The sequence below is a fragment of the Rhizobium sp. LjRoot258 genome (assembly GCF_964254185.1).
Lineage (GTDB): Bacteria > Pseudomonadota > Alphaproteobacteria > Rhizobiales > Rhizobiaceae > Rhizobium.
In genome coordinates, this window is the sequence record NZ_CAXUST020000002.1 from 752,249 (window position 1) to 772,506 (window position 20,258).

The 20,258-nt window shown below is 59.7% G+C and carries 17 protein-coding genes; 11 read left to right on the plus strand and 6 right to left on the minus strand.

Going from position 1 to position 20,258, the window contains the following annotated elements:
* Positions 1-10: 10 nt before the first annotated feature.
* Together argE and ACSQ9D_RS24425 are read right to left on the minus strand one after the other, a co-directional pair.
* Entirely contained in the window at positions 11-1,135 is a 1,125-nt protein-coding gene (argE, locus tag ACSQ9D_RS24420; RefSeq protein ID WP_436284462.1) for an acetylornithine deacetylase, read from the minus strand.
* A gap of 11 nt (positions 1,136-1,146) precedes the next feature.
* On the minus strand, positions 1,147-2,475 hold the full coding sequence (locus ACSQ9D_RS24425; RefSeq protein ID WP_436284463.1) for an NAD(P)/FAD-dependent oxidoreductase: 1,329 nt from the start codon (positions 2,473-2,475) through the stop codon (positions 1,147-1,149).
* A gap of 269 nt (positions 2,476-2,744) precedes the next feature.
* On the opposite strand from ACSQ9D_RS24425, the gene ACSQ9D_RS24430 reads away from it, so the two are divergent.
* Entirely contained in the window at positions 2,745-3,602 is an 858-nt protein-coding gene (locus tag ACSQ9D_RS24430; protein ID WP_436284464.1) for a GNAT family N-acetyltransferase, read from the plus strand.
* 423 nt (positions 3,603-4,025) lie between these two features.
* Positions 4,026-4,325 carry a DUF736 domain-containing protein gene (locus tag ACSQ9D_RS24435; RefSeq protein ID WP_436284465.1) on the plus strand — a complete coding sequence of 100 codons (300 nt, stop codon included), beginning with the start codon at positions 4,026-4,028 and terminating at the stop codon, positions 4,323-4,325.
* Positions 4,326-4,853: 528 nt separating this feature from the next.
* Here ACSQ9D_RS24435 and ACSQ9D_RS24440 read toward each other — a convergent pair.
* Together ACSQ9D_RS24440 and ACSQ9D_RS24445 are read right to left on the minus strand one after the other, a co-directional pair.
* On the minus strand, positions 4,854-6,527 hold the full coding sequence (locus ACSQ9D_RS24440) for a type IV secretory system conjugative DNA transfer family protein (RefSeq protein ID WP_436284466.1): 1,674 nt from the start codon (positions 6,525-6,527) through the stop codon (positions 4,854-4,856).
* Positions 6,524-6,829 (minus strand): mobilization protein, encoded by a 306-nt coding sequence (locus ACSQ9D_RS24445; RefSeq protein ID WP_436284467.1) that lies wholly within the window; start codon positions 6,827-6,829, stop codon positions 6,524-6,526. Before ACSQ9D_RS24445 ends, ACSQ9D_RS24440 begins: the two co-directional genes overlap by 4 nt.
* 247 nt (positions 6,830-7,076) lie before the next feature.
* On the opposite strand from ACSQ9D_RS24445, the gene traA reads away from it, so the two are divergent.
* Positions 7,077-10,610: a Ti-type conjugative transfer relaxase TraA gene (gene traA / locus ACSQ9D_RS24450; protein ID WP_436284468.1), complete on the plus strand. Its 3,534-nt coding sequence runs from the start codon at positions 7,077-7,079 to the stop codon at positions 10,608-10,610.
* Positions 10,611-10,618: 8 nt separating this feature from the next.
* Entirely contained in the window at positions 10,619-11,359 is a 741-nt protein-coding gene (locus ACSQ9D_RS24455) for a DUF6118 family protein (protein ID WP_436284469.1), read from the plus strand.
* A 433-nt stretch (positions 11,360-11,792) separates the two neighbouring features.
* Here ACSQ9D_RS24455 and ACSQ9D_RS24460 read toward each other — a convergent pair whose 3' ends face one another.
* A complete protein-coding gene (locus tag ACSQ9D_RS24460; protein WP_047520781.1) occupies positions 11,793-12,002 on the minus strand; it encodes a cold-shock protein in 210 nt (69 codons plus the stop codon).
* 531 nt (positions 12,003-12,533) lie between these two features.
* On the opposite strand from ACSQ9D_RS24460, the gene ACSQ9D_RS24465 reads away from it, so the two are divergent.
* The 4 genes from ACSQ9D_RS24465 to ACSQ9D_RS24480 all read left to right on the plus strand — a co-directional run bounded on the left by ACSQ9D_RS24465 (position 12,534) and on the right by ACSQ9D_RS24480 (position 15,298).
* On the plus strand, positions 12,534-12,983 hold the full coding sequence (locus ACSQ9D_RS24465) for a SyrB-like regulator (RefSeq protein ID WP_436284470.1): 450 nt from the start codon (positions 12,534-12,536) through the stop codon (positions 12,981-12,983).
* 167 nt (positions 12,984-13,150) lie between these two features.
* Positions 13,151-13,759: a hypothetical protein gene (locus tag ACSQ9D_RS24470; protein WP_436284471.1), complete on the plus strand. Its 609-nt coding sequence runs from the start codon at positions 13,151-13,153 to the stop codon at positions 13,757-13,759.
* A gap of 198 nt (positions 13,760-13,957) precedes the next feature.
* Entirely contained in the window at positions 13,958-14,428 is a 471-nt protein-coding gene (locus ACSQ9D_RS24475; RefSeq protein WP_436284472.1) for a transposase, read from the plus strand.
* Between the two features lie 258 nt (positions 14,429-14,686).
* A complete protein-coding gene (locus tag ACSQ9D_RS24480; protein WP_436284473.1) occupies positions 14,687-15,298 on the plus strand; it encodes a hypothetical protein in 612 nt (203 codons plus the stop codon).
* Positions 15,299-15,645: 347 nt separating this feature from the next.
* On the opposite strand, the gene pglB is transcribed toward ACSQ9D_RS24480, so the two are convergent.
* Positions 15,646-16,947, minus strand: a complete 1,302-nt coding sequence (gene pglB / locus ACSQ9D_RS24485) for a polygalacturonase PglB (protein WP_436284474.1) — start codon at positions 16,945-16,947, stop codon at positions 15,646-15,648.
* A 214-nt stretch (positions 16,948-17,161) separates the two neighbouring features.
* Between pglB and ACSQ9D_RS24490 the strand changes: the two genes are divergently transcribed.
* The 3 genes from ACSQ9D_RS24490 (at position 17,162) to ACSQ9D_RS24500 (ending at position 20,168) form a co-directional block, all read left to right on the plus strand.
* Positions 17,162-18,403 carry an ABC transporter substrate-binding protein gene (locus ACSQ9D_RS24490; protein ID WP_436284475.1) on the plus strand — a complete coding sequence of 414 codons (1,242 nt, stop codon included), beginning with the start codon at positions 17,162-17,164 and terminating at the stop codon, positions 18,401-18,403.
* A gap of 101 nt (positions 18,404-18,504) precedes the next feature.
* The gene (locus ACSQ9D_RS24495) at positions 18,505-19,353 is read left to right on the plus strand and encodes a carbohydrate ABC transporter permease (RefSeq protein WP_436284476.1); all 849 of its coding nucleotides are present in this window, start codon (positions 18,505-18,507) and stop codon (positions 19,351-19,353) included.
* Entirely contained in the window at positions 19,350-20,168 is an 819-nt protein-coding gene (locus ACSQ9D_RS24500; RefSeq protein ID WP_037123952.1) for a carbohydrate ABC transporter permease, read from the plus strand. The genes ACSQ9D_RS24495 and ACSQ9D_RS24500 overlap by 4 nt, the downstream gene beginning before the upstream one ends.
* The last annotated feature ends 90 nt before the right edge of the window (positions 20,169-20,258 follow it).

Sequence of the window (20,258 nt, forward strand, 5' to 3'; positions counted from 1 at the left end):
TTCTTGATCGTCAGGCGGTGCAGCGGGCGCCGAGCGCCTCGATTACCGCCTGGCAGGCGAAGAGTTCGTCTGCGCAGATGAATTCGTCCGGCCTGTGGGCGCGTCCGATGTCGCCAGGCCCACAGATGATCGCATCGATGCCCGCCTGCTGGAAAAGCCCCGCTTCTGTACCATAGCTGACGGCGGCGAGCGGCTTGCGCCCGGTCAGTTCCTCAAATAGCGTTGCAAGGGGCGCATCGGCGGCAAGCGAAAGCGCCGGATAGGCGCTGAGTTCCTGCCATTCGACCTTGAAGCCCTGTTCCGACAGCACATCGGCCGTCGCCCGGATGGGTGCGAGCAGTGCGACGGGATCAACGCCGGAAATTGCGCGTGCCTCGAACTCGGCCTCGCACCAATCCGGAATGATGTTGACCGCCTGTCCACCCCTCAGCGTGCCAATCTGGAGAGAGGAGTAGGGCGGCTCGAACACGGGCTCGAAGGGACCCCGTGCCAGCCGCTCGGCCTGCGTCACCGCCTGGGCGAGCACGCCAGCGACGGCATGAATGGCATTCAACCCCTGGTCGGGACGTGAGGAATGACCGGAACGACCCTTGACCGTCAACCGGCCGGCTGCCTTGCCCTTGTGCGCGCGGATCGCGCGCATGCCACTCGGCTCGCCGATGACGGCGCCGAGCGGAGTTTTACAGAGCTCCGGCAGGCGCGCGATCATGTGCGGTACGCCTCGGCAGCCCGCCTCTTCGTCATAGGAAAAAGCGTAGTGGATCGGCCGCCGGAGCGGTGCCTGCGCAAGGCTAGGAGCGGCAGCAAGACAAGCGGCAAGAAAACCCTTCATGTCTGTCGCGCCGCGACCATATAGGCGGCCTGCTTCAGCGCGCAGCCGGAAGGGATCGCTCGTCCAGCCACTCTCGGCAGCCGGGACCACGTCCATATGGCCCGAAAGGATATAGCCCGGCACTTCCCTCGGGCCGATGGTGGCGAAGAGGTTCGACCGGTCACCCTCCGGGCCGGGAAGGATGGTGACGTCGATGCCGTGGCTTTGCAGATAATCGCGGATCCAGGCAACGATCCCTGCATTGGGCGTACCGACGACGGAGGGGAAGCCAACAAGCGTTTCAAGGATTTCCATTGCCGGCATTATCGTGGTCCTCACAGCATACCCGGCTTGCCGAGATCGGTGCCGTCGATCATGCGTTCGTAGCGATAGGGTGTCGGATCGACGCAAGGCGTGTCGCCTCGAATGAGGTCGGCTGCAAGGCGCCCGGCCGCGGGACCGATGCCGAAGCCGTGACCGCTGAAGCCGGAGGCGATGAAAAGGCCGGGCTGCGCCTTGACCGGGGCGATAACCGGAATCGCATCCGGGGTCGAATCGACCATGCCGCCCCATGCCTGCGCGACCTTGAGGCCGGCTAGCTGCGGATAGATTTCCTGCAATCTTTCGAGCCCCCTGTCGATCAGGTGCCGGTCGGGTGCCGGATCCAGCACACGGATGCGCTCGAAGGGCGAGACGCTGTCGGACTTCCAGCGGCGAAGCGCCTCCGGCCCTTCGAAGAACTGGCGTCCGATGGCAAAAGTCAGTCCCTTGCGGCGCACCTGGAAGGTCGGCCAGAAGGCCCTCGCCTGCATCAGCCCCCAGGGGGTGATCTGCAACTCCCCCTGGCCGCTCAAGCCCACCGTGTAGCCGCCGTCGAGGCGACGGCGCAGCGCGACATTTTGCATCGAAATACCGCCTTCGGTCACCGCTGCGGCCGGTTCGGTGTAGAAGCATGTGGACTTCACTGAGGCCTGCAGGAAGCGGACGCCCTGGTGGCGCAGCAACATGCCGCTCCAGGCGCCTCCAGCGACGAGGACGGCTGCGCAGCGGATCGGGCCTTGTTCCGTCACCACGCCGGATATGCAGCCGGCCTCGGTCTCGAATGCGCGTACGGCGCAGTTCTGGACGATGATGGCGCCGACGCGCTGGGCGGCGCGGGCAAGAGCGGGAACCGCAAGCTGCGGCTCGGCGCGGCCGTCGGTTGGGGAATGCACGCCGCCGAGCCAGTTGCGGCTGTTTCCAGGCAAGAGGGCAGCCGTCTCCGCACTCGTTAGCAGGCGCGTATCTACGTCGAAAACACGAGCGATCTGGCCCCATTTCTCCCAACTTGCGATATCTGCTGGGTTGCCAGAAGCGTAAACGAGACCCGTGCGGCGAAAGCCGGTTTCTTCGCCGAGTTCAGCATTCAGTCCCGCCCAGATACGCATCGCGAGCTGGGCGAGCGGCAGTTCGCGCGGATCGCGGTTCTGCTGGCGACACCATCCCCAATTGCGGCTCGATTGCTCGCCCGATACCAAGCCTTTCTCGATGATGGCGACAGACGTTCCTCGGCGCGCCAGTTCATAGCCGGCCGCCACGCCGGCCATGCCGCCACCAATGACGACGACGTCGGCACGGGATGGAATGCTGGAGGAACTGGAAACGGAGCTAACCGGAGGCGACATCTCTAATCTCTTAACTTCTCACGGCGGTGTCGCCGGCTCGAGCCTGTTTCGTCGAGTCTAGACATCAACCCAGGCGTTACATGCCGAAATCGCGGTAGATTTGGTCGATTGTTGTGTTTGCAGTAGCCTCACAAGCAATTTCTATCGGTTGTTCGGGCATACCTTTAAGTCGACCTGCCGATGCGAGATATCGCGTTCGGCGTGAAGATCGGTGTTCGGGAGGAACGCACGTGGTCCCAAGGGAATCGAGAGTTGTCGATAGTTTCGATATGCGCATTGCCGATCTCAACACCACAGATCTCGACCAGCTGCATGCACTATCGATTTCTGTCGGATGGCCGCACCGCGCCGAAGACTGGCAGTTCCTGCGGGAAGTCGGCGAGGGCATCGTTGCGATGGACGAAATCGGCCGCATAATGGGTTCTGCGATGTGGTTTCCCTATGATGAGCATTTTGCCACGATCGGTATGGTGATTACCTCTCCCCGCCTGCAATCCAACGGTGCGGGGCAATGGCTGATGGGCAATGTGTTGGATCGGGTCGCCGGACGGGACCTTGGACTCAACGCCACGCGAGCCGCGCGGCGTCTGTACCTCTCCCTGAACTTCACCCGAGAGGCGACTGTCTATCAGTGCAATGGTGAAGCGGTTGCTCCACCGGAACTTGATGCCCCCGCCGGCAGCGTGCGGCGGCCGTTGGAGCCTGGGGATCTGGATACCATCGTCGAATTGGACAAGGCCGCCTTCGGTGCAGATCGCAGGATATTGCTTGTCGGACTGCTGGCATGCTCTGAGGGCATCGGGCTGATACGCGGCGGCAAGATGGAAGCCTTTTCGCTTTGTCGGCGGTTTGGGCGTGGCCACGTAATCGGGCCGGTAGTCGCCACCAACGACGAAGATGCAATCGCCGTGGTTCATCCGCACGCGGCCCGACATGCAGCCTCCTTCCTGCGGCTCGATACCCGCGAGAAAGACGGCAGGTTTTCCGATTTTCTGTCGCGCTGCGGTCTCCCCGTTTACGACACCGTGACAACCATGTCGCTGGGGCGGCGTTGGCTGAAAGTACGTGAAGGTGACGCGCCACGCCAACCAAGAACCTATGCGCTCGCCAGCCAAACACTCGGCTGATCCACACAGTCTGTCCCGCATGGGAAAGAAAAGCGTCCATGCGGACGCCGCCGGGGAACTCGTGATTCATCAGCGGCTTGGGGCCCGCTATCGCGCTTTAGTGCGGGGTCGGAGGGCGCCGCTTGTGCCGAACACATACCGGATAATGCCGATCGCCAGCGTCAATCTCGTTCGACAGTGCTGCTGAAGCCCCTACGGCCTCTCTTTTGGCTGGTCTGGCGCCTGTCCGTCCTTGGCCTGCAACGGCTTCTCCGACCTTCTTCCCCTGCGGCTTCGCCACATTCCTCGCGGCCCAACAAGCTCGGCTGCCGCCGTCCTCCGCTTGCGCTACGGCCCATGGGGTGCAGTCATCCGGTCCGTCGCCCAACGACCGCTATCGAGGCCGCATGGGGCGGCTTCGACGAACAGTCAGGAGATAAGACAATGGCTCAGATCGGTACTTTCACCCGCGATGAAAACGGCACGTACACCGGTGCGATCAAAACCCTCGCATTCAACGTCAAGGCCAGCATCAAGCCCTGCGACCGCGACAACGACAAGGCCCCCGACTTCCGTGTCACCGCAGGCGGCGTCGAACTCGGCGCAGGTTGGAGCCGGACAGCTCGGGAAACCGGCGCTGAATACCTTTCGCTCAAGCTCGACGATCCGTCCTTCACGGCTCCGGTCTACGCCTCACTGGTCCAGGGCGACAAGGGCGAACACAAGCTCATCTGGTCGCGATGATCGGCCAGCGGCGCCCCGCATCCAGCGGGGCGCCAACTGTCAAGACGAGCCATTCGGCCGTGCCAAACGCAAATTGACGATTGGATCCTCACGTGGTGCCGCGTCAGGGCTCGCATCACCCGCATCGAAAATCCCTCAAAACGTCTCATGGCCTCGGCGACCGATGTGATTGCCGATGCGGAACAAATGGGTGCCACACGCGAGGAAAACCTGTCTGTTCAGATCGGCCGATCGTGCCGGACGGACAAAGCCAGCTCAAGGCCGCGCGGCCCCTGCAAGTTTGCTTCCGCTTCGTTTCACTGCGCTCGAACAAATTCGGTTCCTCCGCACGCCGGCTCCACCGGTCGTGTTCCACGAGCCTTGATCTATCTTTCCCCGCCCTGCGTGCCGCCGTCAGATAAAGATCGATCATTGCTCGCATCACCTATGCCATGAAGGTCGTTTTCGTCAGCCGCCCTCCAGTTCGTGAGACTATAGTCCTCCTGGCACTCTTCCGGTCTCGCGCCTGAAGACCAATCGTCAAGCCCGTCACTCTGGATCGAACTTCCCCTTGAATTCATGATCACGGTAATAGCGCAACTTGCGGCCGATGATCGGGTGCTGGCCCGCCAGGAATAGCAGCACTGCATCTCTCGGCAGATTGCGAACCTCGTCTGGGGTCAGCAGCGGTCGCGCAACGTGCTGCTCACTGAACGAAAGTCCGGATTTTTCGGAATCAAGAGCGCGACCCACCGCCTGGAAGACCACGGTCTCCTGTCCGAGCAGGTCTGAGACGAGGCGGGCGCTGTCGTTGTCGTTGACGCCGAACACCTGCAGGACGCCAGCGTTGGACAGGAAGGTGCCGGCGCGCTCCCCATACGTGGCGCGAAGCTGATGGATGTCCTGAAGGATCGGCCAGAGCTGGACGCCGTAGCCGGCCATTAGCCCCATCGCGCGCTCGACCGCGGGGAGATGGCCGAGGGAGGCAAACTCGTCGAGTATATACAGCACCGGAAGGCCAGGCTTGTCCATCGTTCGGGCCATATCGAGGAGGCCTTGGGTGACGAGCAGACGCAGCCACCGCGAATGGGTGGAAAGCCGATCCGGTGGCAAGACCAGAAAGACCGTCCCATTGTCTTTCTTGAGATCGGTGAAGCGGAAGTCAGAGCGGCCGAGCACCCTGGTCATGCGAGGGCTGTCGAGGAAATGGGTATGGCGCTGGGCGACCGAGAGAACGCCCGCTGCCTCGCGGTCGGACTTGGCGAGGTGGCGATTGGCGGCGCGAGCAATCAGGCCTTCGGCCTCGCTCATCTCCTGCATGCGCCGAAGGAGCGCCGCGAAGGCCTCCGGCGGCAGGGTCAGATACGCGCGCAGCGTCGACAGATTGCGCTGGCTACCGGTCTCCCGCATGACGATCATCAGAAGGATGCCGGCGATCAGGGCCTTGGCTTCCTCGTTCCAGTGCGCCTCTCCGGCCATCCCCGGTTCGTCATAAACGAGCGCCTCCGCCAGTGTGCTCGCATCCTCCGCGACGTCCAGACTTTCGGAATCGACGCCATCCAGTGGATTGAATGCGGCTGTCGGTTCCGAGGTCACTCCAAAAGGATCGAGGACATGCACCGGACCGAAAGCGCGGCGGGTGCGGCGGGCGATTTTTGCGTTCTCGCCCTTGGGGTCGATGCAAATCACCGATCGATCGGCGGTCAGCAGATTGGGAATGATCGTTCCGACGCCTTTGCCGGTGCGGGTCGGAGCGATCGTGAGCAAATGGGACTGGCCGCCATAGTGGATGAGCTTGCCGGATTTCGGATCGCGGCCAATCAGCAGGCCTTTGCCGGCCGGCGCCCGCGTGAGAGCGGCGACCTCCGACTTGGTAGCAAAGCGCGACGTCCCATGGGTGTCCGATTCCAAATGTCCGAAATGATTAATCAGCGGCGTGCTGATGAAGCGGAAGAGGACCAGCAGGACGAACAGTGTGAAGGCGATGTTGCCGACGTGCCAGAGGAATTCGCCTTTCTGAATACCTGCGAGGTCGTGCAGGAGATATTGCAGGCCGAAGCCGGCTATGAGGACGATGACGACAAAGCCGATGACAGTCTTCACAAGATATTCGGCATGGCGAATTGGGGCGGTGACCAACGCAAGCATAGCCCATAGTGGGTCTCGAATCGCCGCTCGCAACATATTGGCAAAGGCAGCACCAGCGGGCGCCAAGCGATTCATGGGGCACCATTGCGATTGCTTGCGTCCTTGACGGCTGCAGAGGACGGCTGAAGGATGTCCGCAAAAAGCGCCTTGTCTGCATCTCTGGTCAGAAAGGGCGGTAGCTCACGGCGGAGGCACTCGCAGAGGCGGCGGGAAAACTCTTCGTCACCATCATTCGCCAGACGATCCAGGATGAAGGCGCCAAGCAGGACTTTGCGCCGAGTGTCAGCGGCTCGTTCCTGTTTGGCGAGCCGAGCTTGAAGCGCCCTCTTTTGCGCTTCGAGTTGAGCGAGCCGCTCTTCAATCGTCTTTCGTGCCACGGGTGCTCCTCCTTCTGACGTTTCCTCTCTGGTGGATGCAAACGCCTCGCGGTGATTTGGGGCGATCATTTGAGCTGAATATTTATTAGAAGATTGAAGCTTTTTGCAAGTAAAAGGAGCAAAAAATGTTTAGTGCCACTTGTGCGATTGAAGGGATAAGCGGTAGGTTTTGCGGGTCCAAAGGGCGCAAATACGGGTTGTTGCACAACCCTTGCGCCGCTGACGCGGTCGTAAGAGGTCAAGACCATTGGCTATATTCTATTGCCAGATGTCGCCCATCTCCCGCTCGTCCGGTCGCAGTTCGGTTGCGGCCGCCGCTTATCGTGCCGCAGAAAAGCTGACGAACGAGCGCGACGGGCTCGTGCATGACTACCGCAACCGCCAAGGCGTCGAGCATTCGGAGATCGTGCTGCCGGAGGGAATCGAGGCGGAATGGGCGTACGACCGATCGGCCCTGTGGAACACGGTCGAGAAGCGCGAATTCCGCAAAGATAGCCGCGTGGCCCGCGAGTTCGTGCTGGCGCTTCCGCATGAGCTGTCGGAGGAGGCGCGGCTTGAGCTGCCACGAGACTTCGCGCAGGATCTCGCCAATCGTTACGGCGCAGCGGTGGATCTCGCCATCCATGCGCCGCATCCGATGGGCGACGTTCGCAATCATCATGCGCATGTCATGATGACGACGCGGCAGGTAATGGCGGAGGGGCTTGGCGGCAAAACCTATCTGGAGCTTGCCAACAAGGAGCTGCTGCCCCGCGGTCTGCCGACGACGCAGATGCAGCTGGTCGATATCCGGCGCTCCTGGGAGCATATGGTGAACCGCGAACTGGCGATCGCCGGCCTCGATATCCGTATCGACCATCGGTCGCATGCCGAGCGCGGGCTTGAGATTGAGCCAACCGAGCATATGGGCGTCAGGGCGACGAACGTGCAGCGGCGCGGCGGGCAGGTTGAGCGGGCGCGGATCGACAGCGAGGCTGCGCGGCGGAACGCCGAGCTCATCCGCGCGAAGCCGGAGCAGATCCTCACTCTGCTGACGCATGAGAAGAGCGTCTTTGATCGCCATGATGTCGCGCGGATCCTGCATCGCTTCATCAGCGATGATGTGCAGGCATTCCAGAACGCATTTGCGGCCGTGATGGCGTCGCCGGCACTGGTTGAGCTCCAGGCGCAAAAGCGGCATGGCTCGCAGGTGTCAGAGCTTGCCCGCTACACGACGCGGGAGCTCTTCGAGCTTGAAGTGGCGCTGGCCAGAACCGCAGTCGGGCTTGCGGAGACGCAGACCCACCGGGTCGATCGTCATCATGTGAAACAGGCGATCGAACGGCAGGACATGGCCATTCGCAGGAGCGTCGCCAGTGATACGGGTGGCAAGGTCGAGCGCGGCGAGATGGATGTCGGCGAGCGTCAGCGGCAGGTCCAGGCGGCGCGGCTATCGGACGAGCAGCGGCATGCGATCGAATATATCACCGGCCCGGAGCGCATCTCGGTGGTCGTCGGCTTCGCCGGTGCGGGCAAATCCACGATGCTTGCCGCTGCGCGCGAGGCGTGGGAGGCGCAGGGTTACAAGGTGCATGGCGCCGCCCTGTCGGGCAAGGCGACCGAAGGTCTGGAGGAATCTTCCGGGATCACGAGCCGCACTCTGGCTTCCTGGGATCTGCGCTGGCATCCGCCTGGCGGGGAGGCGGGCCGCGACCAGCTCCGCCGCAACGACGTAATCGTCATCGATGAGGCTGGCATGGTCGGAAGCCGCCAGCTTTCGCGTTTCGTTGATGAGGCGGAGGCGCGTGGGTCGAAGATCGTGCTTGTCGGCGATCACGAGCAGCTGCAGGCAATTTCGGCCGGCGCGCCCTTCCGGGCGATTGCCGAGCAGGTCGGTCATGCGGATCTATCGGAGATCCGCCGCCAGCGCTCAGACTGGCAGCGGGAGGCCTCCATCGCCTTTGCTACGCATCGGACGAAGGAGGGGCTTGCCAACTACCATGGGCATGGCGCAATCCGTTTCAGCGACGGCCTCGAGGAGGCACGTGCAACGCTTGTGCGTGATTACCTTACCGATCGCGACCAGCATCCCGACGACAGCCGCGTGGCAATGGCTCACCGGCGCGCCGATGTCCGTGCGATCAACGAGGCGATCAGGACGACTCTACAGGAACGCGGAGCGCTGGCGAAAGGCGAAGAGGAGAACAGCGCCGACGGACCGGCGCGCGAGATCAGCTATCAGACGAAGGACGGCATGCGGTCGTTTGCGGCAGGTGATCGGATCGTGTTCCTCCAGAACGATCGCGATCTCGGCGTGAAAAATGGGATGCTGGGAACTGTCTCGGACGTCGAGCCAAACGCGATACATGTGAAAATCGACGGCAAGGTGCTTGAACCGGGAATGGAAGCTCGTTCCGTCTCAGTCCTGGTCAATGCTTACCAGTCCTTTGATCATGGCTACGCCACGACGATTCACAAGAACCAGGGCGCTACGGTCGACCGCGCCTTCGTGCTCGCCTCAAGGACCATGAACCGGCATCTCACCTATGTCGCGATGACGCGCCACAGGGATAACGTGAGCCTGTATGCCTCCCGCGACGAGTTCACCGACCGGCGGGCCGGCCGCCTGATCGCGCACGGCAAGGCGCCCTACGAGCACAAGCCGAACAGCAGCGACAGCTATTACGTGACGCTGGAAAACGACCGCGGCCGCAAGCACACGATCTGGGGTGTGGATCTCGAACGGGCGATGAAGGATGCGACGCCCACGCCCAAAATCGGTGCCAGGATTGGCCTTGAGCATGCCGGTTCAAAAACGGTGCGGCTGCCCGACGGCACGACCGCAGAGCGGAACATCTGGAAGGTTCGTAGTGCGGAGGAGCTCGCCTATGGACAACTGTCGGAACGGCTCTCGCGGTCCGGCGCCAAGGAGAGCGTCATCGACTATGTGAAGGACTTCGCGGAGCGGCGCGGCGTTGCAGAGCATTTCGGTGTTCGCAGCGAAATCGATCTGGCATCGGCGCCTCAGCAGGCGCGGGGGAGCGGCTCTCTCTCGCTGGACCATGAACGCATTGGTCGACAGCGGTCAACAGAGGCCAGCAAGCGACACCGCGGGATGTTCGATGGCTTGACGCTCGGACCGGGCGCAGCGGCCCGGCAGAGCGCAGAGAGAGGAGAGGGTGGCGAAAGATCACCTGTCGTGGAGCAGAGGGTCGGCGAGGAGAGGCAATCCGAGCGCTTGCGACCACCATCCGATATCGAGCGGGCCGTCGATCGCTATGCGCGGGCCTTCGCTGCAGCTGATCGAAACCTGCTGGCAGGTCTGCCGATGCTCGAAACGCAGAAGCAGGAACTGCAGCACGCAGGCCGCGAACTCGACCGCCTTCGGCCGGGAGCGGCCGCGCTGATGGCGTCGGCCCTCCAACATGACCCCGAAACAGTGCGGGCCATGACTGAATTCTCCGGCCGGCAACGCGCCGATCAGCTCATCGACGGCATGGAGCGCGAACGTGCCGCGCTCGCCGACCCGGACATTCGCGCCGATCGCTTCGTGCAGCGGTGGCAGGAACTGCGGCAGGAGCGCCGGGGACGTCACGGTTGGCAGCATGGGGCGACGCGCGACAAGGTTGAAGCCTTGATGCTGGGCATGGCCAAGAGCCTCGAAGCGGACCCGCAGGTCGAACTCATTCTTCGCAACCGAAGCCGGGAACTTGGCATCAGTCATGTCCGCCGCGAGCAGATCATTGCCCGCGAGATCGAGCAAAGCCGGTCGCGCGGGCGCGGCGAGGAGTTTGAACGATAGGAGGTCGCATGACGCATGAAACGCCGCAGTCCGAGCGGCAAGAGCAGGACGACGGCGATCCGGCACAGGCATTCGACGCCCTGCAGCTGACGGTCGAGACGTTGGCGCGTGAGCTTGGCAGTGAAATGACCATCATTCGAAAGGGCGTGGAAACGGCGTTCGAGGAGTTCGAGCGATTTCAGCAGCCTGCCGACTACGGTCCCGACCTCGGCCGCATCGTCCAGCAGCTCGGTATTGTTGCGGAACGCCTCGATGCCATCGAGAAGTCGCCGGCGCTGAGAAACGGTGTGGATCATCATGCGCGGGTGCTTGAGAATGTCGCTGATCGGGTTCTGGCGAATGCCGGCCGAATGCTCGACGCAAGAGGCCGCGATCTCGAGCGCATCTCGGCCGAGCTTGGCCACTATATCAGGAGCGCCCGCGATCGGCGCTCGCAGAATTGGCGGATATTGGGCGCGGGCGCAGCCGGCCTTTTGCTCGGTGGCCTCCTTGTGCTGTTGGCGCCGCGCATGCTGCCGGGGTCGGTCGATGTCAGCCTCGCCGCAATCATCATGAATGCCGATCGCTGGAATGCCGGAATCTCGCTGATGCGGTCTGGAAGCCCCAAAGACTGGAGCAATCTTGTTGCGGCGAGCAACCTCGTGCGGGCCAATCAGGAGGCATTGGCCGTCTGTGCGGAGACCGCCGCCCGAGCGATGAAAGATCAGAGCTGCGCGATCAATGTTTCGGCGCCGGCGCAGCACAGATAGCGATGATCGCAGCGGCGCGTTCGACCGGTCGGCATCCCATTCAGCGGGGCGCGATTGACGCCGACCAACACGTCACATATCGACAGCAGCGCGTGCACGACGTAGGCGCCATGGCTCTTGATGCGCCTCCTTGAACAATTCCGTCGGTAAAATTTGCGCCAGGCGGCCGCATCATGATCTAAAGGGGCTGGGGACCGGCTTCGAGATCAGTCCGACAAGGATGACGGCCATATTGGCGCGTTCATATCGCCGAGCTTTTGGTTGTTTGTTTTTGCTCCATTGGAGTGGCCCAAGGGACTAGGCCGAGATTCTTTAGCTGTCCCTGGTGTGGCTAAACCATGTCAGGGCCAGCTGCTTTCGCGCTCAGCGCGCTCCTGGTCGGTAGCTGAGACAATACGGCGAGTTTTCAGAGGAGAGGGCGCAAAAGCGCCGACTACAGCACTTGGATATTTTCGGCTGCAGACTTGCCGGATCGGCGATCCTGCACAACGTCGTAACCGACTTTTTGCCCTTCCCGAAGGCTTTCAAGGCCGGATCGTTGAACAGCAGAGATGTGGACAAAGCTGTCTCCTGATCCGTCCTCTGGCTGAATGAAGCCGAACCCTTTGTCCTGATTGAAAAACTTCACGGTACCTTTAGGCAAATTCGTATCCTCGGTTATAGCCCCAGCGCGCCGACCATAGCGGGGATCGGGGGTATTGCAATAGCGTGAGCTGGTGAGCGCTATTTCACCAGGAGTTGAGTCAATGACGATGCGATGGAAATGCGTGTTGCAGTCATCTTGATGGCGGCTATGAAGTTGCGCGGGCTTTGTGAATTGCTTGCGCATCACCAACGCCACAGTACTTCCCGCGGCACTATTACGCCTAGTCATGGTCTTGGCCCTCCGCTGAGCCCCATGCTTTCGCCGGAGCAAAGCGGCCCGGATTGAGAGGCTTTCTGCAAACGTAACGAAACAGAAATGTCGTCTCGTGAGCGGCTGTGTGCCTGGGGGTAAATTGCGGGGCTGCCGATTGATATCCTTTCAGGACCAGCAGCGGGACAGTTTTTCGACCTTTCCCATGATCTTCAAAATCTGGCCTTTGCAGGAGAGCAGTCAGCGATCCGTAGCACTTGTCTTGACTCCGTCTTTCACTAGGTCGAAAGGTGGCTTGGCTACAGAGGGAGATAGCTGATGGCTGACGAGAATAATCCAGACTTGATTGCTGAAGTTGTTGAGAATGATGCCCCCGTAAAAACACCCGCATCGTCCAAGAAGCAGCGTGCACCACGGAGTCAAAAGACGGCTGTCGCACCGGTTCGAGCTGCATCAAAGGCGACGAGTGCGAAGGCCCCGACGGGAAAACCCGGGAAGCGTGGCGAACAAGATAGAGCAGGCAAGCTCAAATCGATCGAGACGAAAGTCACTGAAGGCGCGAGCACGCTCAACGCCACCATCAAGAGTGCCGGAAGGAAGAAGACTGCGAAGCAAATTGAACAAACGGCAAAGTCGTCTGTTCTGGCAATCGATGAGATGGCAGATCTTGTTCAACTCGAAGAGGAGAACCAGAGGCTTCGTAGAACGCTGGCGGAAAAGTTGCGCAAGGAAAATGCCGAACTGCGCAAGCGGCTCGGACTTGATTAACCAGCGCGTGGGGCAGGTGGCCGGGTCGTGAGAACGACCCCTCGGTCACTGCATTTTCGGCAGGGAAATTCACCGAGTTCACGTCGTGAGCCGGCGGCGGAACGACGCATGACGTTGTATTGGAAGCTGCAGCAGCATCGCGGTGCTGGTTGCAAGGTTGAAACGCGATGAAATCACCATGGAAATATCTTGTTGGCTTCAGGTCGGGGCGACGGCAGGCAGAAGCACAAGAGAGCTCGATTGGAGATGATCCGGTCCCCGAAGCTTTCGAAAGCGAAGTCGAACACCCGTCGGCGCTGCCTTCGGATTCAAGGGACGCCTCCGACAAACCTGAGCACGATGCGGACGTCCCAGTTGGTCAAATGGCGACGGCTTCAAATGAACCTGAAGACGATGTCGATGTCACACGAGCTGAGCTGCCATCAGCCAGTGTTGAGGAACTTCGCATATCGAACAGTGATCAGGCCGATCATTCAGGTGCTGGAGCGCATGCGTTCGTGCAGGTGAGCGAGACACGCACACAGTCTCCACGAATACCGCGGAACAAGCGTCCAGAACGCCCGAAGCGAGCCCGCGTCCGGGCGGCCACGCAGAGCGCTGTTGACATAAACGAAGATCAAAGCGCTCAATCCTTGACTTTCAAGGAGCCTAGCCTCTTCGATGAAGTGGCGGGCCTCGACGAGGAAATCAAGCAGATGAAAAGGTTATTGGCTCAAAAGCTCTATTTGCAGAATCTTCAGCTTAAGAAGATGCTTGAGCGGTTTGATGTTTCGTGAGCCTGCCTTCCGATCTCCTACATCGACAAATCGTCACCGCGCTTTTTTGGATTGGCACAAGGTGCAGGTGCTGTTGGATGAGCTTCTCGACACCAAACACATATTGGCTTGAAGGTTTCCCTGGCGAACTTTGGTGTGGCTTCATTGACTCTTTGGTTCACTGGGATGAAAAGAAACGTCTTAACGAGGGAGTTGTTGATGGCTGACGAGAGTGAAACCGGACCTATTGCCGTAATGGCGGATACTGCTGGCGAGGTGAAAATACCGGCGCCCAAAAAAGAACGATCGCCTCGCGGCCAGAAAACAGCTGCGCAATCGCCTCACGAAGCCACCCAAGCCACGGCTCCAAAGGCGCCAGCAGCCAAGCCAAGGAAGCACACCGACAAGGAAAAAATCGAGAAGCTGAAGCTAATCGAGATGCAAGCCTCCGGGGGCAGCGGTACGCTCAAGGACGCCATCAAAAAGGCCGGCATTTCGGAGCAGACGTACTATCTTTGGAAACGAGCCGCCAAGCCTGTCCAGCAAGCCGAGCAGAAGTCAGTTGCCGCTGTCGATGCGTTCGAGGATCTCATTCAACTCGAAGAGGAGAACCTTAAGCTTCGCAAAGCTCTGGCTGAAAAGTTGCGGACGGAAAACGCCGAACTGCGCAAACGTCTCGGGTTAGACTGAGGTTGGTTTGGATCGATCCCGCGCTCTTTGTGGTTGCTGGAGCGTCCCGGCCCGAAATGATCGGTCTTCAGCCTCTACATTTGCGCTTCGCGGGGTCTCACAATGATCGCCTGTGCGAGGCCCTTCATGGCGTAAGGCTTTTCGCGTGGCCTCACCCTTCTTGAACCATCCTGCCTGGTTCTGTATTCGGCAGAAGGCAGGGCTTTAAAAGGCGCTAGTCGGCGCCGATCTTGCGATATGCTCGGGACACCAGACAATATGAAAACAAGACAACGACAGTTCGTGGTAGAAATCAAGGGAGGACGACGACTGCCGAAGGCGCAGGCGGCATCAATTTGGGGCAGCACGGACCTTAAAGCGTTGACCCGCGAGGTGGAAGACAGGGCACCGCATCTGTTTTCGTCGGCTGAAGCGCCGCACACGCAGGTCGCAGCGGAAAGCGGGCCTACCCAGCTCCATACAGATTCGGTTTCTGGACATGTCAGGGACGCTGACGGCAGGTCGGAAGGTATGCCTTCAGCTGCAAGGATTAACGTTGAAGGGACACTGTCAAAGAAGGCCGACGATGCGAACAAGGTCGTTGTTGCACAGATGCCCGCGAGCGGGGATGCATTGGAGCCACAACCAACATCGAAGAAAGCCGATGGAAAATCCCTAAAACGCAAGCCGGCTCGTGAGACTGGCCGTATGAAGACGGGCAAGACGACGGATTCGCGTGAGAAATCCGAAACCATTCAGAGTTCGATCTCCCTTGATGAGGTGATTGCCCTTGATGCTGAGAACAGACGGCTCAAGCGGTTATGGGCAGTGCATCTTCATCGGCAGAACCTGCAACTCAAGAAGATGCTTGAGCGATTTGGTGTCGTTTAGAGCGCATCAGTCACAACAAGCGTAAGTAAGGGTCGACGTTTGAGCCTGCGCTCGGAGTCCTGGGCTGTTTTCGACTTACGCTGCCTGGAACCGAGAACCACGTGTTGCGAGTATCGCCGAAGAGGCTGGGCTTTAGGCTTCACGACCGCGTCGATATTCGGCCACCATAGCTTCGCAATGTGCTGGTTGACCTGACCGAGGCTCCCGCACTGCCATCGCAATGTCGCTGGCATGGCCCTGGCGTCCAGCGCGGCCGATCTCGCTTGGATAATCTTCATCTCGTCCTGCGAGGCTCAGATGTCGCGCGGATGAGACACCGAGATAAGGCATCGGAGGGTTCGCCGCCATCAATCCTCCAAGACAGACGTCAACTTACTCCACCCGGTCGGCAACGATGCAGGACGCTGAATGTCGATATCGTCTAGCATTAGCTTTGTGACCTTGTGTGCAAAGAGTGTCGGCATCCCGCCGGGATAGTCGAAAAGCCCGACTATCTTTCCGTCGGCGCCACGCAGCCACGCGTTGCCGCGCCCCACCACATTCTCCGGAGGTGTCAGATCGGCGTTGGTCGGGCGAAGATCGTATTGTCTGGCCGTTCCCAACGGACCTTCGTCCATTTTCAGATGCACATTTCGAAGCGTGACCCCTTGGATGCCTCCGGCTTTTTCGGCAAAGAGGTTAATCGCGCCATGGCAGCGGCCGGTGATGTTCTCCACCCGCACGTTTCGAACGATCCCCGCTGGCAATTCCGGGCGACGGTCGAGTTGGGTGATCGTCAACGGCTCACCTGAGCCCCAGAAGCCGTCGGGAGTCTCGTGGCAGTCGACCTCTATATCCGAAAAGACAACATTTTCGATCACGCCGCCATCACGGGAGAAAATGCCGAGGCCGCGGTTTGATTCCTGGATTTTCGAACGCGTAAAACGAACATCGCGGATATCGCCAAAACTCTCGGTACCTATTTTCAATGCGCAACTCTTACTCTCAACAATGCAATCTGCGACTTCTATCTTCTCGCAGCGTCCGATGCCCATTTCACTTCGGCTCGTCTTCAGGCAGATTCCGTCGTCGGCGGTGCGAATGACGACATGGTTCACGGCAACGTTGCTGCAACTGTCGATGACAATCCCGTCCGTGTTCGGAAGTTGGCGATTGTTGAAGACTTTCGTGTTCTTGAGGGTCACATCGTGGCAGCGGACGAGGTGAACCGTCCACATCGGAGAGTCCTCGATCGTAAAGCCCTCGAGCCTGACATTGTTGCAATCCTCGAATACAAGGACTCTCGGGCGCTTCTCGCTCGGTGTGAAGGTGCCGACCGTTTCATCGAAGCCGGTATTGAAAGCGTGGCCTGAGGCAACGATCTTTCCCTCGCCGACGATCGCGATATCACGCGCACCATGAGCCACGATATAAGCACGGTTGGACCCTTCCGCGATCACGCCCACCGAATTTCCGCTATAAAGCTCATAGTCAGGCACGAATTCGAGTATCGCCCCCTCGGGAATCGACAGCGTTACGCCACTTGCAAGCCGGATCGGCCCCATGAGGTGCCGTCCCGCCTGCAGTAGAAGAGTTCCGCCGCCGGCGGCAGCCAGCCTGTCGATGAATTGCTGCAGATCAGTGCCATTTGCTTCGACGGAAATGTCCATTTCGTCCCCTTTCGCTTTGCCAACATTTAAGGCGCACCAGTTTATTCGTCAACAGGACGAACTAAGTGCCATCAGTCGAGTTGTTTATGTTGACACCATCGAAAACTCGTATTTAATTCGTCATGGTTACGAACAAACAATCGGCTTGAAGGGAGCGAAACGGTAGGCCGAGTTGGCAGAGTTCTAAAAATGAGGAGCCAAAAAGGGGAACCCTATGAAACCGCTCAAGACATTGATGATGGCAGCAACTGCCATGGCGATGACGATTTCGCTTGCAGCAGCATCCGAGCTAAAGATCGTCTGGTACGTCGACAACGATCAGGAAGAGGCGAACACGCGCGCCCTGCTCGATCAGTATACGAAACTGCACCCAGACACGACCTTCGACCTTGAGATCACCCCTTATGATGGGATGATCCAAAAATTCCAGCAGTACGCGGCCTCCGGCATCATGCCGGATTTGTCACTCACGTCTTCCATGGAGCCGGTCATTCGTCCCTTCCTCGTCGATCTCAACAAAGAGATCGGGCCCGAATGGATCAACGACTTCGTCAAGGGTTGGGGCGATGGTGCCAAACTCGGCGACAAGGTCATCGCCGCACCGCTCCGAGTGACCTCGACCGGCGTCTTCTTGAACGTCGACGCTTTCAAGAAGGCCGGCGTTGCGATCCCAGATCAGGCGACCGGATGGACCTGGGATGAATTTGTTCCGAAGATCAAGGAAGTCGCCGAAAAGTCCGGCACCCGCTATCCGCTGGTCTGGGACGTTTCGGCAAGCCGCTGGATCGTCCACGAGTATCAATACGGCAACCATATCTATACCGAGAAAGAACCTGTGAAGGTCGTCATGGACGAGGCAGCGTGGACGACCACGCTCGACAAGTTCGTCGACATCACGAAGGCTGCCATGCCGCCCGGCCTGTGGTCCGGTGCAAGCTCGGACAACCCGAAGGAACTTTTCACCGCCGGTCAGGCTGTAGCCTATATGTCGGGAAGCTGGCAGATCGCCGGCTTGGCGGATAATGCACATTTTGCATGGCAGGCCGGACCGACGCCGCGCGGCACCGTGGCGTCGTCGATCTATGGCGGTGACTATATCGTCGCCTTCAATACCAGTCAGCATCTTCCGGAAGCCGTCGAGTTCATAAAGTGGATCACCTCACCGGAAATCCAGGCGCAGTACGCCAAGACCTTCGGCACGATCCCGGCAAATCTGAAAGCGCCGGCTGTCAAGTATGATAATCCGGCAGCGACCGAAGCGATCAAAGCGATGCAGAACGAGCTGAACGCCAGCCCGGCTTATGCGGCAACCGACCAGGCCTGGCCGCAGATGCAAGCCGTCTGGGGTACCGTAAAGACGGCTGTCACTCAGGCCGTCGCCGGACAGATCTCCTCCGCAGAGGCCATTTCACAGATCAAGAAGGCGGCCGACGCCTCACTTGAGGCCAGCAAGTGACTGCGGTCATGATAGAAGAAGGCAGTTCGGCATTGGGTCCCCACCCAGTGCCGAAAGGCCGTCGAGTCGGTCTGGGGAGCCTCGGTTGGCCATATTTGCTCATGCTGCCGACGATGGTTCTCCTCATCACTTTTACGCTCTATCCGTTGGTCCAAGGCCTGCTCATGGCCTTTTTCAAGCGCGGCGTGGTGGTCGTTCCACAGGTGCCGAATACCCTGCCGCAATATGTGGGACTTGAAAATTTCATCGGGCTCCTCAGCAACGGCGATTTCCAGAATTCGCTGCTTAAGACCGTCCTCTTCGTCGTTATCGCCGTTCCGCTGAACATCGTTGTCTCGCTTTCGCTGGCACTTCTTCTGGCACCGCAGACCAAGCTGTTCGCCGTCGTCCGCACGGTCGTCTTCTTTCCTTCCATGATCAGTCTGCTGATCATCGGCGTTGCCTGGCGGTGGCTCTTCGGTCTAAACAACGGCCTGGTCAACTACCTGCTTTCACTGGTTGGCATCGCCCCGATCCCATGGCTGGAGCAGGACACGATGGCACAAGTGGCGATGGTCATAGCCTGGGTGTGGGCGCAAGCCGGCTTCAACATGATGATCTTTATCGCCGGCCTGACCGCAATTTCCAGCGACTATTACGAGGCAGCGTCAATCGATGGCACCAGCAAGTGGCGGCAGTTCACACACATTACGCTTCCGCTTCTTAAGCCAACGCTGGCAGTCGTTTTGGTGTTGTCTTCGATCGAGGCCTTCAAAGTCTACGAGCTGGTCGTATCGCTGACTGGAGGCGGCCCCGGCAAGGCGACGGTCTATCTCATTCAGACGATTTATGACACCGCCTTTCAAAAGCCGATGCAGGCAGGCGTCGCCGCCGCGCAATCGATGGTTCTGTTCATCATCCTCCTGCTTCTGACCGTCTTCCAGCTGCGTGTATCGCGGGGTGAAAAATGACGCGGATCTACTCTCCCTGGCGACTGGCCTTCGTTGCGCTCACTCTGTTTGTCTTTTTGATGCCGCCGGTCTGGCTCTTCCTCTCGTCGCTGAAGTCGCAACAGGAGATTTTCCAGTGGCCGCCGACCATTTTCCCGGCGCAGCCGACGCTTCAGAACTTCATTGATACCGTGTCACGCGCGAAGTTCCTGATTTTCTTCCGTAACTCGGCCATCGTATCCGTGCTCTCGGCGCTCCTTTCCGTCACCATCAGCGTCATGGCCGGTTATGCACTGGCGAAATTCAGGTTCAAGGGTGATACGCTCTTCTTCCTGCTCATCATGTCGTCGCTGATGGTGCCGCTGCAGATCGTCATGATCCCCGTCTTTCTGGTACTGCGCGATCTCAATCTTCTTGATACACTCGCAGGTATCATCATCGCGCCGGCAGCGACGCCCACCGGGGTCTTCCTGATGCGACAGTACATCACCAACATTCCCGACAGCCTTCTCGAGGCAGCACGCCTCGACGGGACGCCGGAGTGGCGCATTCTCTGGCGGATCATCGTGCCGCTTGCCATACCTGCGATCGGCACGCTGCTCGCCTTCAATCTCGTATGGCGCTGGAATGATTATCTCTGGCCATTCCTGATCATCAGCGATCAGGACAAATGGACCGTCCAGGTTGCGCTTGCAAATACGGTCGGGCGTTTTGGCATCAACTGGCCACGGCTATTGTCCATGTCCGTGCTTTCTGTGTTGCCCGTCCTTGTAATGTTCACCGCCCTGCAACGCATGCTGATGAGCGGTTTGATGGCGGGCGCGACGAAGGAATAGGGCAGGGCCTGAGTTGAACTCAAGAGGCCGCCTCCGGGGCGGCTTTTTTTCGTCGATGATTCTGCAGGTGGCAAAAAAAGAGGCCGCCTG